Here is a 16,409-nt window from a genome sequence, read left to right as displayed (position 1 = left end):
TTCATCCTCGTACGTACAGGGGCTCGCCCGGAGGCGTCGTCCCGGCCGGCAGCAGTGCCAGGTCGAGGCCGCGCACCAGGCGGGCCCTCAGCGTCTCGTCGTCGGCCAGGCGCCGGGCCACCGCGCGGGCGGACTCGGCGGCGGGCGCCGACGGGTCGAGCACGAGGGCGAGGGTGCCGTCGGCCTGCCCCGGTCCGAGGTGGGCGCGGAGCACGGCGGGCTCGGCGGCGACCGCGGCCCGTACCGCCTCGACGACCGCCGGGTCGGTGAGCGGATCGGCGGTCGTCCGCCCCTCCGCCACCGCGAGCAGCGCTGACCCGCTCAGTTCGTACGGCACAGGACCGGCCAGGTCCAGCACGATCGTGTCCGCCTTCTCGTGCACGGCGGCCTGCAGCGCCTGATGCAGCGGTACGGCCACGGGCCGGGCCGCCGGGTCCCAGCGGGCCAGCGACTCGGTGGACGTGAAGGCGGGCAGCGCGGTGCGACCGCCGGCCTTGAGGGTGGGTACGGCCATGTCGCTGGTCTTCTCCCGGCGCAGCCCGTTCTCGTCCTCCTCCACCTCGCCCAGCACGGCCACCACGGGCACGAGCAGCCGGGCGCCCTTGAGGGCCTCCAGGACGGGACCCACGGCGGCGCGGTCCTCGGCCCAGGCGGCGAGCGCCGCGCTCAGCCGGGGATCGGCCGAGCCGTCGTCGTCGGAGTAGCCGGAGTCGGGAATGTTCTTGTTCGCCACGGTGACCGACCCTATCGGGGGGATGCTGCTGGGCTTGTGCGGGTCCTGAAACGCCGTGGTCACCGAACTCACACCTTTCTCAGACAGCGTTGACAGACCTCTAACTTCCGTCTCACGGTCCGCACAGTCGCCGCCCCCACGATCGCGGGCATGGAGTCCTCCAGAGCCGCCCGCCGCAACCACCGCGCGCGTTCCTCCCGGCGCCGTCCGCTCCTCTGCACCGCCCTCGCCTCCGTGGCCGTCGTGGGCGCTACGGCGGCGGGAACCGTCTATGTGAAGGCCCAGGCGCACACCGGCCCCGTATCCTCGTCGGCGGCGCCGTCGGCCTCGGCGTCGGGCAGTGGGGAGGCGACGGTGGAACCTGTGACACAGCCGACGGTCGACTACGACGCGCTGCTGGCCAAGGCCATGACGTCGGTGACCCCGGCCGGCGACCAGAGGGTGTCCGTCGCCGTGCTCGACGTGGACTCCGGCGAGAGCGCCACGTACGGCGGCGCCGCCTTCGACACGGCGAGCATCGTGAAGGTCGACATCCTGGCGACGCTGCTCCTCCAGGCTCAGGACGCGGACCGGCAGTTGACGGCGACCGAGGAGTCGTACGCCACCACGATGATCGAGAACAGCGACAACGACTCGGCGTCGGCGCTGTGGGACCTCATCGGCGAGGCGGACGGGCTGGACGCGGCGAACAAGACGTTCGGGCTCACGGGCACCACGGGTGGCGACGGCCCGCTGTGGGGGCTGACCCAGACCACGGCCGCCGACCAGCTCACCCTGCTCCAGCAGGTCTTCGGGGACGACTCGAAGCTGAGCTCGGCCTCGCGGTCGTACATCCAGGGGCTGATGGGGCAGATAGAGGCCGACCAGCAGTGGGGGGTGTCGGCCGCGGCCGACGGTTCGCAGTGGAAGCTGAAGAACGGCTGGCTGGCGCGGAGTACGACCGGGCTGTGGGACGTGAACAGCATCGGACGGGTGACGGGCACGGACGGCCATGAGTACCTGATCGCCGTGCTGTCCAAGGGGAGCACGACACAGGCCAAGGGGATCTCGCTGATCGAGGCGGCGGCGAAGGCGGGGGTCGCGGCGTTCGCGGCGAGCGGCTCGTCCACGTCGGCCTCCGCGTCCGCGACCGCGACCGACTGACCACTCGTCCGTTCCGGGGCCCTGGAAGCAACACCGGGGCTCTGGAAGCAACGCCGTGACTCAGAACAACGCCGAGGCTCTAGAAGCCCTCGTGCCGCCTGCGTCGGCCGCGCCACAGGACGACCGCCGCGACGAGCAGGACTCCGCCGACGCTGCCCGCGAGGGGGCCCGCCCAGTCGGACGTGTCGCTGTCGGTCTCGGCCGCGTCCGGGCCGGAGCCGAAGTACTCCTTGCCGTAGGCGGCGGAGCGCAGGCCGGTCGGCTTGAGGCGGGCGGCGGCCTTGATGGCGGCGGCGGGGTCGATGAAGCCGAAACCGCGGGAGTCGTCGCGACCGCCGACCGGGGGGTTGCGGGCGGTGTCCTCCAGGAGCTTCTTGATCTGGGCCGGGGTCAGTCCCGGGTGGGCCGCCTTGATGAGGGCCACCGCGCCCGACACGAAGGCGGACGCGGCGCTGGTCCCCCACCCCTCGTAGTACTTGTGGTCGGGGTCGGCGATGACGACGTTGACGCCGGGGGCGCTGACCGTGGCGTACCAGCGGCGGGTGGAGAAGGAGGCGCGGGTGCCGAAGCGGTCCACGGCGGTCGCGGCGATCACGCCCGGGTAGGCGGCCGGGTAGGAGACGTGGTCGCCCTTCTCGCCGCCGTTGCCGGCCGAGGCGATGACGGCGACGCCCTTCTTCAGGGCGTACTGCACCGCCTCGTCCTCGGCGGGCTCGGGGTGTGCGGAGGCGGAGTCGTCGCCGAGGGAGAGGTTGATGACGTCGGCACCGTGGTCGGCGGCCCAACGGATGCCGTCCGCAAGGGCGTTGCCCCGGGTGGTGCGGGCCTTGCCGCGGGCGGAGTCGCCGTCTTCGAGGATCACGCGGACGGGGAGGATCTTGGCCTCCGGGGCGACGCCGATGACGCCGTCGTCGTCGCCGGGGCCGTGTCCGTGGCCCGCGATGATGCCGGCCATGGCGGTGCCGTGGCGGGCCCAGGCCCGGTCACCGGGCTTCGCCCCGAAGCCGACCATGTCCTTGCCGGCGAGGACGTTGCCGACGAGGTCGGGGTGGTCGGCCTCGACGCCGGTGTCCAGGACGGCGACGGTGATGCCCTTGCCCTTGGTGGTCTGCCAGGCCTCCTGGGTGTGCATCGCGTCCAGGGCCCACTCCTGGGCACGTATGCCGTCCGCGTGCGCGACGGTGGACGGCACGAGGGCGAGGGAGGCGGCGAGGGCGACGCTCAGCAGACCGGCCCGTCGGGTCATGGCGCTCATGCTCATGAGGACTCCTCCGAAGTCTTCGAGGGCTTGGAGGTGTCCGACGTCCCTGAGGTCCCTGAGGTCCCTGACGGGGAGTCGGCGGTCTTGCGGAGGCCGCGCTCGACACGGTCGGCGAGGCCCTGCGCCTCGTTGCCGAGACCCGCCTGGGCGGGGGCCGTGGTGCCACCGGAGGTGACGGCTTCGTCGGCGGGCTCCGGTGCGTCGACGGTACGGCCGTCCGCCCAGCCGGAGACGGCGTAGACGACGACGGGGGCGTCGGTGAGGACGGAGACGGTCCACGAGGCGCGCTGTTTGTCGCCGAAGGCGGCGGCGAGGGTGCCCTTCGCTGCGTACGGGCGGGGCATGAGGTCGGTCCGGTTGCCGAGGTTCTCGTTCTTGAAGCGGGTGGAGAGGGCGGTCATCGCGGCGCTGTCGGCCTTGGTGAAGAGGAGGCCGACGGTGGTGACGTAGCTCTGGGTGGCGTCGATGTAGGTGGCGCGCAGGAGCCGTTGGCAGCCGACGGGGGCGAGGACGTCGCGCAGGAGCGGGTCGAAGGCGCCCGCGCAGCCGGTGTCCGGGGCCACGGCGATCCGGGTCCAGGTACGGTCGGCGCCGCCGGGGCCCGCGCCCTGTCCCTGCACGGTGGGCGGGAACAGCTGGTCGACGGGCACGCTGTGCCACAACTGTCCGGCGGCGGCGAAGGTACTCGCACCGCCGTCGGCCCCGTCGCCCCCGGTGAGCCAACTCCCGGTCACCGCACCGCCGATGAGCCCGAGACCGAGCACGACACAGACGGCGACAGCGGCGGTACGGGACCGTATCCGCGCCCCCAACGGCCGCGCCCGCACCCTTTCGTCGTACCCCTCGGGCTCTCCGAACGACACAACTGGCCGCCCGCTACCGGGGTTTACGGGCGCGCTCCAGGAAAAGGCGGGATCGGGGACCGAGTTGACCCCGGGGCGCGGCATCTCGGACGCGGGGCGCGTCGGGGTGCCGGGGGCGGAGGGGGACCAGGCGCCGGTGTCGGTACCGATGTCGTCGACGACGGAACCGTGCGGGGCGGAGCCAAGTCCAGACGGGGTGTGCCCGGCGGGTTCGGCATCGGAAGCGCGAGTGCCGGAGGAACTGGAGGAACCGGGGGGACTGGAGGGATTGGTAGGACCGGTGGGATAAGGCGCACCGGCACCGGACGGCGACCACACACCCCGGCTGGGCGCACCGCCCGTCGGATCCCCGAACGACTCACCTCGCCAGGGACCGGCCGGCCGAAGCGGAGTGGTGCTGTCCGAGGGGGGTTCGGGGTCAGGGGTGTGGCGTTGGCGATCGGGCGCCGGGTGTGGGGGCTCGGTCGCCGGGCGGGGTGGGGTGGCGGCGGGGGTCGAGGTCGGAGGTGTTGCCGGGCGGGGGCGATCGGGCGACTGGCCCGGGGGCTCGGCTTCAGGACGGCGGGGAGGTGTCGCCGAGCCGGGAGGCGTCGCCGGACGGGGAGAGTCCTGACGCGGCCGGTCGGATGCAGCGCCCTGGGCCTCACCTGCGGGACCCGGCGGGGTGACGGATCCGGCAGTCGTCCCCGGACGCGTCGGGACGTAACGCCGCCGCTCGGACAACGGCCGACGCGGAACCTCACCCTCCGAGTGCAGCGGGTCGGATGCTTGACGCGGGGCCTCACCTACGGGACCCGCCGGCTTAGCGGAACCGGCAGTCGTCCCCGGACGCGTCGGGACGTAACGCCGCCGCTCGGACGACGGCCGACCCGGAACCTCACCCTCCGAGTGCAGCGGGGCAGGCTTGGTCTCCCGCTGTGCTTCGCCACCATCCGGCGCTGCCGCTGCCGCTGCCGCTGCCGCTGCCGCTGCCGTGGGGCGGTGGGGTGGGCGGGGTGGCACGGCGCCCGGTCCATCGGGGTTCGCGCGACGCGTGTCGCCGCCGGGCGCGGGCGGTGTGTCCGGGAAGCGTGCCGAGGCCGGCGGAGGCGGTGGGCTCACGGGGTCGGTGGCACGGGGCGAGAAGGGCCGCAGACCAGGGAAGCGCGGCCGGCTGCCGGAGGAGGCGGAAGCAGAACCGGGAGCAGAACCGCTACGGGCGTCGGACCCGCCGTTCTGAGACGCGGAACGGGCGCCGGAGCCATTGTTCTGAGACCCGTTACGAGCGCCGGACCCGCCGTTCTGAGACCCGTTACCAGCGCCGGAGCCGCCGTTCTGAGACGCGGTACGGGCATCGAACCCGCTGTTCCGATACTCGGTACGGGCGTCAGGGCCGTTGCCGGAAGGCACGGTCCGGGGACCGGAGCCGTTGCCGGAAGGCGCTGTCCGGGGACCGGAGGCGTTGCCAGAAGGCGCCGTGCGAGCGTCAGGGCCGTTACCCCGAGGCGCCGTGCGGGAATCACGGCTGTTACCCGGAGGCACGGCACGCCCGTCGGAACCGTTACCCCAGGACGACACGGTGCGGGCGTCGGTCCCCTTGGGCTGCGGTGTCGTACGTCTGGGGTCTCCGCCGTCCCACCACGCCTCACCGGGGAGGTCGTCGCCGCCCCAGGATGCCGTACCGAATCCGCCGCTCCCCCTTCCGGCCGACGCCGTACCGAAGCCGTCGGTCTCGCTCCTGGGCGACGCCGTACCGGAACCCGTCCCGCGCGGTGGCACGTCAGGACCCGTTGCGGACGGTCCTCGGCCGGTTCCCGGGACTGCGGCGGAACCCCAGGCGGCCCCGGAAGCGGGCCGCCGGGCCGCCGGACCACCGTTCGCCGGGGCACCCAGCGCACCCGGCGATCCTTGCGCGCTCCACGCGTTCGACGCGGCCGGCGCAGACGAAGTACCCGGCGTACCAGGCCTGTTCGGCGTACCCGGCGTACCAGGCCTGTTCGGCGCAATCGGCCGGCTCGCGGCACCCTGCGCATCCCGCGCAGTCGGCCGGTCCCCCGGCCCGTGCGTCCCCGAAGCGGGCGTCGACGTCGACCCCGAAACGGGTCCCGAAGCAGAATCCGAAGCGGAATCCGAACTACCCGTCGAGCCGGAATGCGGTTGGTCCAAGTCCTCGCCTGTTACGTCGTCCGACGACGGCCCGTCCGCCGAGTTCGTCAGGTTCGTCGGGTGCGGCGGTACGGGGGCGCGTCGCGCTTCCGTGCTCATGCACCCCCCGTTTCCTCGTACCCGGGCCACCGTTTGTTCGTATGCGGGCCGGTGTACTCCTGCCCTTCGCTCGTATACGGGCCGATGTCCACCCCGCTCTCACCCGGCACGCACACAAATTCAAAGTCGTCCCGGGCACGCATACCCGCAGCGGCGGACCGCCATCCCGGGCGCGGTCGAACGACCGGCGGCGTTTCCTCCGTGCGTGCGCGTCACTCTACGGGTTGCCCCCGCTCGAACGGGAACCAGTCCGCGCCCCCGGGGCATCTGCCCGGAACGTCCCCCTACCCTGCGGTAATCCTGTCTGGCAGGCTGCGTTCATGACTGCGCGCGCCGCCGACCGGGCCCGTTACGACCGGGCCACCGCCCACCTCGACGCCCCCGTCGCGATCGTCGACCTGGATGCCTTCGATGCCAACGCGGACGACCTCGTCCGCCGGGCCGGCGGCAAGCCGGTCCGTGTCGCGAGCAAGTCCGTCCGCTGCCGAACCCTGCTCGAACGGGTGCTGGCCAGGGACGGCTTCGCGGGCCTGATGTCCTTCACCCTGGCCGAGTCCCTCTGGCTCGCCCGCTCCGGCTTCGACGACGTCCTCCTCGCCTACCCCTCCGCCGACCGCGCCGCCTTCGGCGAACTGGCCAACGACCCCAAGCTCGCCTCCGCCGTCACCGTGATGATCGACGACCCGGCACAGCTCAAGCTCATCGACGACTCACGCGACGGCGGCACCGAAGTCGTGCGCGTCTGCCTGGAGTTGGACACCTCGCTGCGGATGCTCGGCGGCCGGGTCCGCGTCGGCGCGCTCCGCTCGCCGCTGCGCTCCCCCGCCCAACTCGCCGACATCGCACGGACGGTGTCCCGCCGTCCCGGCTTCAAGGTCGTCGGGATCATGGCCTACGAGGGCCACATCGCCGGCGTCGGCGACTCCGTCGCGGGGCGGCCCCTCCGCTCCCGCGCCATCCGGCTGATGCAGGCCACCGCCAAGCGCGAACTCGCCGAGCGGCGCGCCGAAGTGGTGCGGGCCGTGCGGGCCGTGGTGCCCGACCTGGAGTTCGTCAACGGCGGCGGCACCGGCAGTGTGCAGTACACCGCCGCCGAGGACTCGGTGACCGAGATCGCGGCCGGTTCCGGTCTGTACGTGCCGCGCCTCTTCGACAACTACACGTCGTTCACCGGCCGTCCGGCCGCCCTCTTCGCCCAGCCCGTCGTACGGCGCCCGGGCGTCGGCGTCGTCACGGTCCTCGGCGGCGGCTACCCCGCCTCCGGCGCCCCCGGCTCCGACCGGCTCCCGGTGCCGTACCTCCCGGAGGGCCTGCGCTACGACCCCATGGAGGGCCCCGGCGAGGTCCAGACGCCGCTGCTGGGCCCGCCGGCCGACGACCTGCTCATCGGCGACAAGGTGTGGTTCCGGCACGCCAAGGCCGGTGAACTGTGCGAGCGGTTCGACGTGTTGCACCTGATCGAGGGCGACACGGTGACGGCGACCGTCCCGACCTATCGCGGCGAGGGCCACACCTTCCTGTAGGCGGCGAGCAGGGCAACTGTCAGTAGACCGCGTCCTGTTGGTCGGGCACCGGCGAACCGTCCTCCCGCAGAAGGGGGTTGTGGGTGCCGTCCGGCGCCGTGCGGGCCGTCGTCGAGCACGGGTAGGGGTCGGGTCTGCGCGGGAGCGGGTCGATGAACATCGGCGTGACCAGCCAGCGCCCGTCCTCGTCGTCGTACGCCCGGCACATCAGCTCGGCCTTGTTCCGGTTGACGACGAGATGGGCGCCGGTCGCGTCCCCGACGAACGTCACGTCGGTGTCGGCGTCGCCGCCCGCGATCGCCGGGCGGTGCCGCCAACTCGCCCGCTTCCAGGCCGCGTTGCCCTGGACGCCGTAGATCTCCTGGTTGATCCAGCAGCGTTTGCCGTCGATGTACGGGATCGCCTCGCCGCGGGTCGCCGGGATGTCTCCGCAGCCCGTGTTCCACGGGGTGATGCGGCCCCGGTGGTCGAGGAGGGAGCGGATCGCGATGGTGTGGAGCGCGTCGATGCCCACGCCCTGGGACCAGACCTCGGTGATCGGTTCGGCGCCGGCCGAGACGATGTAGACGTCGAATCCGGCCCGTTGGAGGGTGTGGATCAGGTCGCGCTGCTGGTCGTAGTAGCGGACGTAGGCCTGGACGGTGTGGGTGCCGAGGAGTTGGGTCGCGCCGATGGGGGCCGCGAGGGCTTCGCGGCGGGCCGCTCGGGCGTAGGACGCTAGTTCGGCGGGGGTGCGGCCCGTGAAGAGCTGGGGTACCCAGGCGTACTGCGGGACCGTGCGGCGGTGGTTCCAGGTGCCGGCGAAGGCGGGGGCGCCGGTCGTCGTCGTGCCGGTCTCGCGGATCTCGGCGATCTCGTCCGTGCAGCGGGAGTTGGTGGTGGTCGGGAGGGGGGCACCCGGCGGGACCGCCGTGCCGCAGGCCTTGGTCAGGGCACTGTCGGCCGTGGGCGTCAGCCACTCGCTCGTGTCGGTCCAGCGGGCCGGGCGGAGGAGCTTGTCGTGTCGCAGGGCCCAGGCGAGGGTGGCGTCGGTGACGTCGTTCTTGGTGACCGTGTTGTCCCAGTCGAAGACGGCCACCGGGTGGTCGCCGCCCCTCCGTGAGCAGATCACCCGCTGGAGGCGGGCACGGTCGTCGCCGTACCAACTGGCGGACAGGCGAGGGCAGTTCGGGCGGGTTGCGGTCGGTACGGGGGCGGTGGGCGCGGTCGCCAGGGCGGCGACCGCTGCCAGGGTCCACGCGAGAAGGTGTCGCATACGCGTGGACCGTACCGTTTTGGCTGCTTCTTATCCGTTATTTACTACAGGGGCGTGACGTACGCGCCCGAGATGCCGCCGTCCACCAGGAAGTCGGCGGCGTTGACGAAGGACGAGTCGTCGCTGGCCAGGAAGGCGACCGCGGCGGCGATCTCGGTCGCCTCGGCGAAACGGCCGACCGGGATGTGGACCAGGCGGCGCGCGGCGCGCTCGGGGTCCTTGGCGAACAGTTCCTGGAGGAGGGGGGTGTTCACCGGGCCCGGGCAGAGGGCGTTGACGCGGATGCCCTCGCGGGCGAACTGCACGCCCAGTTCACGGGACATGGCGAGGACGCCGCCCTTGGACGCCGTGTACGAGATCTGCGAGGTCGCCGCGCCCATCCGCGCCACGAAGGACGCCGTGTTGATGATGGAGCCCCGGCCCTGGCGGCGCATGTACGGGATGGCGGCCTTGCAGCACAGGTACACGGAGGTGAGGTTGACGTCCTGGACGCGCTTCCAGGCCTCCAGGCCGGTGTCGAGGATGGAGTCGTCGTCGGGCGGGGAGATGCCCGCGTTGTTGAAGGCGATGTCGACGCTGCCGTAGGTGTCGAAGGCGGCCTTGAAGAGCGCCTCGACCTGCTCCGGGTCGGTGACGTCGACCTTCACGAACAGCCCGCCGACCTCGTCGGCCGCTGCCTTGCCGTGGGTCTCGTCGATGTCGCCGCAGACGACGTTGGCCCCCTCGGAGGCGAGCCGGCGCGCGGTGGCGAGGCCGATGCCGCTGCCGGCTCCGGTGATGACGGCGGTACGGCCGACGAGACGCCGGCAAACAATCTCTGAGGTCACTGTGCGGGGCCCTCCGTGCTGATGAAGACGTTCTTGGTTTCGGTGAAGGCGGTGAGCGCGTCCGGGCCGAGTTCGCGGCCGATCCCCGACTGCTTGAAACCGCCGAAGGGGGTCCAATAGCGGACGCTGGAATGGGAGTTGACGGACAGGTTGCCGGCCCGGACGGCCCCCGAGACGCGCAGGGCGCGGCCGACGTCACGGGTCCAGATGGAGCCGGAGAGGCCGTAGTCGGTGGCGTTGGCCAGGCGGATCGCGTCCGCCTCGTCCTCGAAGGGGAGCACTACGGCGACGGGTCCGAAGACCTCCTCGACGGCCACGCGTGCGTGCGGGTCGACGCCGGTGAGGACGGTGGGCGGGAACCAGAAGCCGGGGCCCTCGGGGGCCTTGCCGCGGATGCCGTCGAGGTCGTCCGTGACGTACGAACGGACGCGCTCCAGTTGGACCTTGGAGATCAGCGGGCCCATGTCCGTCGTCTCGTCGGCCGGGTCGCCGACCGTCACTCCCTCGATCGCGGGGGTCAGGAGTTCCAGGAAGCGGTCGTAGACGCCGCGCTGGACGAGGATGCGGGTGCGGGCGCAGCAGTCCTGGCCGGAGTTGTCCAGGAAGGACATGGGGGCGGCTGCCGCGGCGGCTTCGAGGTCGGCGTCGGCGAAGACGATGTTGGGGCTCTTGCCGCCGAGTTCGAGGGTGACGCGCTTGAGGAGCGCCGAGCCCTTCGCCAACACCTGTTTGCCCACGGCCGTCGACCCCGTGAACACGATTTTCGCGACACCGGGGTGCTCGACGAGCGCGGTGCCCGCGACCGGGCCGTGGCCGGGCAGCACCTGGAAGAGATCCTCGGGAAGGCCTGCCTCCAGGGCGAGTTCGGCCAGCCGGAGCGCGGTCAGCGGGGTCGTCTCGGCGGGCTTGAGGATGACCGCGTTGCCCGCCGCGAGCGCCGGTGCGGTGCCCCAGGCGGCGATCGGCATGGGGAAGTTCCAGGGCGCGATCACGCCGACCACGCCCAGCGGTTCGAGGATCGTGATGTCGAGGCCGCCCGCGACCGGGATGTGACGACCCGTCAGCCGCTCCACTCCCCCGGCCGCGTAGTCGAGCAGATCACGGACGTTGCCGGCCTCCCAGCGGGCGTTGCCGACCGTGTGCCCGGCCTCGCGCACCTCCAACCGGGCGAGTTCTTCGAGGTGTTCGTCGACGGCGGTCGCGAACCGGCGCAGCAGGCGGGCGCGGTCGGCGGGCGGGAGCGCGGCCCACTTCGCCTGGGCCCGCGCGGCGCGTACGACGGCGGCGTCCACGTCGGCCGCGGTGGCGGCCGGGACGGTGGCGACGACCTCCTCGGTGGCGGGGTTGAGTACTTCCAGCGGGTGCTCGGCAGGCAAGGGGGTCCTCACAGACGGTCGTCGGCGGGCAAGGGGGTCCTCACAGACGTTCGAAGGAGCGACGCAGCTCCCAGTCGGTGACGGCGGCGTCGAAGGCTTCCAGTTCGACGCGTGCCATGTTGCGGTAGTGCGCGACGACCTCGTCGCCGAAGGCGGCCTTGGCGATCGGGCTGTTCTCCCACAGCTCGGCGGCCTCGCGGAGATTGGTGGGGACGTGCGCGTAGTCGCCGCTGTAGGCGTTGCCCGCGCAGGCGTCCGGCAGCTCCAGCTTGTGCTCGATGCCGTAGAGCCCGGCCGCGACGAGCCCCGCCACCGCGAGATGGGGATTCACGTCCCCGCCGGGCAGCCGGTTCTCGAAGCGCATCGAGCGGCCGTGGCCGACGACCCGCAGCGCGCAGGTGCGGTTGTCGTACCCCCAGGCGACGGCGGTCGGCGCGAACGAGCCCGGCTGGAACCGCTTGTACGAGTTGATGTTCGGGGCGTAGAGCAGCGAGAAGTCGCGGAGCGCGGCGAGCTGCCCGGCGAGGAAGTACCGCATGACCTCGGACATGCCGCCGGGGTCGTCCGCGGACCCCGCCATGGCGTTGCCGCCGTCGCCGTCGCCGAGCGAGAGGTGGATGTGGCAGGAGTTGCCCTCGCGCTCGTTGTACTTCGCCATGAAGGTGAGCGAGACGCCCTCCTGCGAGGCGATCTCCTTGGCGCCGGTCTTGTAGACGGCGTGCTGGTCGCAGGTGACGAGGGCGTCGTCGTAGCGGAAGGCGATCTCGTGCTGGCCGGGGTTGCACTCGCCCTTGGCGGACTCGACGGTCAGGCCCGCGGCGGCCATTTCGTTGCGGATACGGCGGAGCAGCGGCTCGATGCGCCCGGTCCCGAGGACCGAGTAGTCGATGTTGTACTGGTTGGCCGGGGTGAGGCCTCTGTAGTTGGCGTCCCAGGCCTGTTCGTACGTGTCCTTGAACACGATGAACTCCAGCTCCGTACCGACCTGCGCGGTGAAACCGTGCTCGGCGAGGCGCTCCAGCTGGCGGCGCAGGATCTGGCGGGGCGCGGCGACCACCGGCGATCCGTCGTTCCAGGCGAGGTCGGCGATGAGCATGGCGGTGCCGGCGTTCCAGGGCACACGGCGGAGGGTGGACAGGTCCGGGTGCATGGCGAAGTCGCCGTAACCGCGCTCCCAGGAGGACATGGCGTAGCCGTCGACCGTGTTCATCTCGGTGTCGACGGCGAGGAGGTAGTTGCAGCCCTCGGTGCCGTGCTGGAGTACGTCGTCCAGGAAGAAGTGGGCGGCGAACCGCTTGCCCTGGAGCCGCCCTTGCATGTCGGGGAAGGCCAGGACAACAGTGTCGATCTCACCACTGGCGACGAGTCGTTGGAGTTCCTCGACGCTCAGTGGGGGTGTGCGGTCTGCCACGGGAAAGCCTCCTTCGGCTTCTACGGTCAGCCGGAAGCCATAAGGTATTGCGGAGAACCATTGCTTGGGAAGGGGGTGCCGCCATATGTCGCTGGATGCGGAGAACGGGCTTGAGGACCGGTTGACCCCGGTACTGCGGCCGGTGCGGGCGGGCAACGGCTTCGAAGAGGCGCTGGAACAGATACTGCAGGTCGTACGGCTGGGTCTGGTGCCGGGGGGCGAACGGTTGCCGGCCGAGCGGGAGCTGGCCGAGCGGCTCGGGATCAGTCGGGTGACGCTGCGCGAGGTTCTGAAGGTACTGCAGGACCAGGGTCTGGTGGAGTCCCGGCGCGGACGCTACGGCGGGACGTTCGTCCTGCCGAAGTCGGACGCCGGCGGCGAGGACGAACTGCGGCGGCGGATCAGCGTCGTCGACATCGAGGACGTACTCCGTTTCCGGGAGGTGCTGGAGGTCGGCGCGACGGGCCTGTGCGCGACGCACGGCCTGACCGCCGAACAGGCGGGACGGCTGCGGGACGCCCTCGCCCGCACGCACGACGCCCCGCTCGCCGACTACCGCCGCCTGGACACGCTGCTCCACCTCACCCTGGCCGAGCTGTGCGGTTCACCGACCCTGACCGCGCAGTACGCGGCGGTACGGGCCACGGTGAACGACCTTCTCGACTGCATCCCCCTCCTCGTCCGCAACCTGGAGCACTCGCAGCGGCAGCACATCGCGCTGGTGGAGGCGGTGCTGGACGGGGACGCGGACGGGGCGCGGGAGATGATGCGGGAGCACTGCGCGGGGACGGCGGCGCTGCTGCGGGGGTTCCTGGCGTGACCGGTGGGGTAGTTCACGTGACCGGTGAAGTAGTTCAATGGTTCCCATCAAGTCCATTCGAGTCGCTTTTCGGTCGGAGGAGTGCATGGCGGGCAGGCCGCTGATCGGCATCAGTACATACCTGGAGACCGGCGCCCACTGGGGCAACTGGGAGCTGGAGGCGGCGCTGCTGCCGGCCGGCTACCCGCGGCTCGTCCAGCGCGCGGGCGGCCTCGCCGCGATGCTGCCGCCGGACGCCCCCGGGCACGCCGCGGCGACCGTCGCGCGCCTCGACGGCCTGGTGATCGCGGGCGGCCCCGACGTGGAGCCGGTCCGCTACGGCGCGCAGCGCGACCCCCGCACCGGCCCGCCCGCTCTCGCCCGCGACGCCTGGGAACTCGCCCTGATCGAGGCCGCGTTGACGGCGGGTGTGCCGTTGCTGGGCATCTGCCGGGGAATGCAACTGCTGAACGTCGCCCTCGGCGGCACCCTCGTCCAGCACATCGACGGGCACGCGGAGGTGCCGGGAGTGTTCGGGCGGCACGCGGTCAAGCCGGTACCGGGAACGCTGTACGCGTCCGCCGTACCGGAGGAGACATCCGTACCGACGTTCCACCACCAGGCCGTGGACGTCCTGGGCGCGGGCCTGGCCGTGTCGGCGTGGGCCGGGGACGGGACCCCGGAGGCGGTCGAACTTCCGTCCGCCGACTGGGTGTTGGGGGTGCAGTGGCATCCCGAGATGGGTGAGGACCTGCGGGTGATGCGGGCGCTGGTGGAAGCGGCGACGGCCGCTACGGCGCCGTCTCCCACTGCCCCAACCGCTTCCTGAGCCACCCCAGGGCCGCGTCGCCCTGGGCCCGCTGGAACGCGCGCAGGGTGGGCAGGCCCGGCGGTGACGGCCGGAGCGAGTGCGCGAGGAAGAAACCGGTGAGGGCCGCCAGGGTGGCGGTGACGCCGGAGGGATCCGCGTCCTCGGCCAGGGGATGCCGAGTGAACAACTCCTCGGGATCCGGGCCGCCTTGGGCCCGGACACACGGGAGCATGACCAGCAGGTCGAACCAGGGCGCGGCCCGGACCGCGTGCGGCCAGTCGACGAAGACCACCCCGCCGTCCTCCGTGAGCAGCATGTTGTCGGCGCGCAGGTCGGCATGCGCGAGGGTGTCACCGGTGACGAACTCGGGCCAGGGGGCGGCGAGTTCGGCGAGTTCGGGAAGGTGCGCGACCGTCCACGGGTCGAGTCGTCCCGTGACGTCGCCCGCGTCGCCCGCGTCGCCCGCGTAGCCCGCGTCGCCGTCGAGCAGACGCTGCCAGCCGGCGAAGGTGCCGCCGAGGCTTTCGGCCGCGGTCGGAGCGTCCACGGGTGACGGCGTGAGCGCGCGGCTCAGCTGCTCCACGGCACGCAGCACCCGCTCCAACTCGGCCTCCCGCCAGGGCACATGGGGCTGCCGGCCGGCCACCTCCTCGAAGACCAGGGCCACCCAGGTGCCGTCGTCGTGGGTGCCGAGGAGGCGGGGAGCGGGGACCGTGGGCGGGAGGGCTGCGGCGTTGCGGGCCTCCGTGCGATGGAGGGCCGGGCTGTGGGGGTTGACCTCGGCACTGACCGCCTTGACGAAGGCGCGGGTGCCGTCGGCGGTCCGCACACGGGCGGCCGTGCCCGGGGAGAAGCCGCCGGGCTGCGTGACGGCGTGGACCACGGGTGAGCCGAGCATGTGTGCCACCGCCTCGTGGAGGTGGACGGGCAGGGCTTCCCAGGGGGTGCGGATGCCTTTGGCGGGCGGGGCGGTGGGGGTCATGGCGGTTATGGTGCGCAAGTGGGGCGGGCGCGCGCCAAGGGTTTTCGCCCCCGGCGCCCCTACCCGTCCCCTCCCTGGGGGCTGCCGCCCCCAGCCCCCCGCTTCGGCCTGAACGGCCTCGTCCTCAAACGCCGGACGGGCTGGGGGGAGGCGCCACGCCTGTCGACCTGTCGAGTCGGGTGGTGGGTGGGCATAGGCCCCGGGACGGGGCGCTAAGCCCGCGTCAGTGACAGTAGCTCCCGAGCCGGTCCCGTGGGGCGATGCCCCGTGGGCCATACCGCCCTCAAGTCACGGGCCAGGGAGACTCCTTCGACCGGTATCCGGACCAGGCGTCGCATCGACAGTTCCTCTCCCACCGCGAGTTCGCTCAGCACCGCCGGCCCCGCTCCGCTCACCGCCGACGCCTTGACCGCCGTGGTGGAGGACAACTCGATGAGAGGGCGGGCGAGGCCGCCCAGGGCCGCGTCCAGCACCTGCCTTGTTCCTGAGCCCTTCTCGCGGAGGATCAGTGGTGTGGACGCCAACTCCTGTGCCGGGACAGGGCGTCGGCGGCGGGCCCATGGGTGGGTGGGGGCCGTGACGACGATCAGGTGGTCGTGGGCGATGACCGTCGAGTCGAGGCCGGGCGGGACCGACAGGCCCTCCACGAAGCCGAGGTCCGCCTCGTCGGACAGCAGCCGTTCCGCGACCGTCGCCGAGTTGCCGGCCAGCAACGAGACGGCCGTGTCGGGGCGTTGGGAGCGCAGGGCGAGGAGCCAGCCGGGGAGGAGGTACTCGGCGATGGTCATGCTGGCGGCGACGCGGAGCCGGGAGTCACGACGGTGTCGTAGCGCCTGGGCGCCCGCGTCGAAGGCCGCGGCGGCCTCGACGACCCGGCGGGCCCAGTCGGTGACCAGGGCTCCGGCGTCGGTGAGTCGTGAGCCGCGGGGCGAGCGGTCCACCAGGGCTACGCCGAGTTGTCGTTCCATGGAGCGGATACGGCTGCTGGCCGCCGGCTGGGTGATGCCCAGTTCGCGGGCCGCGCCGCCGAGGCTGCCGAGCCGTGCCACCGCGAGGAGCAGTTCCAGCGCGCCCAGGTCCGGCACCCGGTGCGCTATCGACCCCTCCGGCTGATCATCCTTCTTGCCGCTGCTCATAAATCCAGTTTATGTCCCCATAGACCCATACTCCCTGGTCGCATG

13 protein-coding genes are annotated in these 16,409 nt (G+C 72.3%); 4 read left to right on the top strand and 9 right to left on the bottom strand.

The genetic code is table 11. The features are described from left to right. Window position 1: 1 nt before the first annotated feature. Entirely contained in the window at window positions 2–733 is a 732-nt protein-coding gene (locus tag ACIQBL_RS43980) for an SseB family protein (RefSeq protein WP_401953603.1), read from the bottom strand. 150 nt (window positions 734–883) lie between these two features. Here ACIQBL_RS43980 and ACIQBL_RS43975 point away from each other — a divergent pair, with 150 nt between their 5' ends. Then, a complete protein-coding gene (locus tag ACIQBL_RS43975; protein ID WP_401953511.1) occupies window positions 884–1,876 on the top strand; it encodes a serine hydrolase in 993 nt (330 codons plus the stop codon). Window positions 1,877–1,955: 79 nt separating this feature from the next. On the opposite strand, the gene mycP is transcribed toward ACIQBL_RS43975, so the two are convergent. Then, complete coding sequence (gene mycP, locus ACIQBL_RS43970; RefSeq protein ID WP_401953509.1) at window positions 1,956–3,131, bottom strand: type VII secretion-associated serine protease mycosin; 1,176 nt, start codon at window positions 3,129–3,131, stop codon at window positions 1,956–1,958. Between the two features lie 2 nt (window positions 3,132–3,133). Next, window positions 3,134–4,000, bottom strand: coding sequence for a hypothetical protein (locus tag ACIQBL_RS43965; protein WP_401953507.1), 867 nt, complete (start codon window positions 3,998–4,000; stop codon window positions 3,134–3,136). A gap of 2,564 nt (window positions 4,001–6,564) precedes the next feature. Between ACIQBL_RS43965 and ACIQBL_RS43960 the strand changes: the two genes are divergently transcribed. Beyond that, complete coding sequence (locus ACIQBL_RS43960; protein ID WP_401953504.1) at window positions 6,565–7,767, top strand: amino acid deaminase/aldolase; 1,203 nt, start codon at window positions 6,565–6,567, stop codon at window positions 7,765–7,767. Between the two features lie 19 nt (window positions 7,768–7,786). Here ACIQBL_RS43960 and ACIQBL_RS43955 read toward each other — a convergent pair whose 3' ends face one another. From ACIQBL_RS43955 to ACIQBL_RS43940, 4 genes are read right to left on the bottom strand one after another with little or no spacing between them, the layout of a single operon-like run. Beyond that, window positions 7,787–9,022 (bottom strand): haloacid dehalogenase-like hydrolase, encoded by a 1,236-nt coding sequence (locus ACIQBL_RS43955; protein ID WP_401953501.1) that lies wholly within the window; start codon window positions 9,020–9,022, stop codon window positions 7,787–7,789. Between the two features lie 44 nt (window positions 9,023–9,066). Further along, window positions 9,067–9,849: a 3-oxoacyl-ACP reductase gene (locus ACIQBL_RS43950; protein ID WP_401953499.1), complete on the bottom strand. Its 783-nt coding sequence runs from the start codon at window positions 9,847–9,849 to the stop codon at window positions 9,067–9,069. Next, window positions 9,846–11,225 (bottom strand): aldehyde dehydrogenase family protein, encoded by a 1,380-nt coding sequence (locus tag ACIQBL_RS43945; RefSeq protein ID WP_401953496.1) that lies wholly within the window; start codon window positions 11,223–11,225, stop codon window positions 9,846–9,848. Before ACIQBL_RS43945 ends, ACIQBL_RS43950 begins: the two co-directional genes overlap by 4 nt. 40 nt (window positions 11,226–11,265) lie before the next feature. Continuing rightward, the gene (locus ACIQBL_RS43940; RefSeq protein ID WP_401953493.1) at window positions 11,266–12,636 is read right to left on the bottom strand and encodes a glutamine synthetase family protein; all 1,371 of its coding nucleotides are present in this window, start codon (window positions 12,634–12,636) and stop codon (window positions 11,266–11,268) included. 85 nt (window positions 12,637–12,721) lie between these two features. On the opposite strand from ACIQBL_RS43940, the gene ACIQBL_RS43935 reads away from it, so the two are divergent. Together ACIQBL_RS43935 and ACIQBL_RS43930 are read left to right on the top strand one after the other, a co-directional pair. Then, window positions 12,722–13,456, top strand: a complete 735-nt coding sequence (locus ACIQBL_RS43935) for a FadR/GntR family transcriptional regulator (RefSeq protein ID WP_401953491.1) — start codon at window positions 12,722–12,724, stop codon at window positions 13,454–13,456. A gap of 85 nt (window positions 13,457–13,541) precedes the next feature. Then, window positions 13,542–14,264, top strand: a complete 723-nt coding sequence (locus ACIQBL_RS43930; RefSeq protein ID WP_401953488.1) for a gamma-glutamyl-gamma-aminobutyrate hydrolase family protein — start codon at window positions 13,542–13,544, stop codon at window positions 14,262–14,264. Here the strand turns inward: ACIQBL_RS43930 and ACIQBL_RS43925 are convergent. Both ACIQBL_RS43925 and ACIQBL_RS43920 read right to left on the bottom strand, forming a co-directional pair. Next, entirely contained in the window at window positions 14,227–15,228 is a 1,002-nt protein-coding gene (locus tag ACIQBL_RS43925; protein WP_401953485.1) for a phosphotransferase, read from the bottom strand. The genes ACIQBL_RS43930 and ACIQBL_RS43925 overlap by 38 nt on opposite strands. A gap of 212 nt (window positions 15,229–15,440) precedes the next feature. Further along, entirely contained in the window at window positions 15,441–16,364 is a 924-nt protein-coding gene (locus tag ACIQBL_RS43920; protein WP_401953483.1) for a LysR family transcriptional regulator, read from the bottom strand. Window positions 16,365–16,409: the final 45 nt, after the last annotated feature.

It is taken from the genome of Streptomyces sp. NPDC088350 (genome assembly GCF_044753545.1).
GTDB lineage: Bacteria > Actinomycetota > Actinomycetes > Streptomycetales > Streptomycetaceae > Streptomyces.
This window is presented reverse-complemented; position numbering and strand designations above follow the sequence as displayed.

Coding starts and splice junctions, on each gene's coding strand:
- ACIQBL_RS43975 (WP_401953511.1), top strand. CDS start 884: ATGGAGTCCTCCAGAGCCGCCCGCCGCAACCACCGCGCGCGTTCCTCC.
- ACIQBL_RS43935 (WP_401953491.1), top strand. CDS start 12,722: ATGTCGCTGGATGCGGAGAACGGGCTTGAGGACCGGTTGACCCCGGTA.
- mycP (WP_401953509.1), bottom strand. CDS start 3,131: ATGAGCGCCATGACCCGACGGGCCGGTCTGCTGAGCGTCGCCCTCGCC.
- ACIQBL_RS43930 (WP_401953488.1), top strand. CDS start 13,542: ATGGCGGGCAGGCCGCTGATCGGCATCAGTACATACCTGGAGACCGGC.
- ACIQBL_RS43955 (WP_401953501.1), bottom strand. CDS start 9,022: ATGCGACACCTTCTCGCGTGGACCCTGGCAGCGGTCGCCGCCCTGGCG.
- ACIQBL_RS43960 (WP_401953504.1), top strand. CDS start 6,565: ATGACTGCGCGCGCCGCCGACCGGGCCCGTTACGACCGGGCCACCGCC.
- ACIQBL_RS43920 (WP_401953483.1), bottom strand. CDS start 16,364: ATGAGCAGCGGCAAGAAGGATGATCAGCCGGAGGGGTCGATAGCGCAC.
- ACIQBL_RS43925 (WP_401953485.1), bottom strand. CDS start 15,228: ATGACCCCCACCGCCCCGCCCGCCAAAGGCATCCGCACCCCCTGGGAA.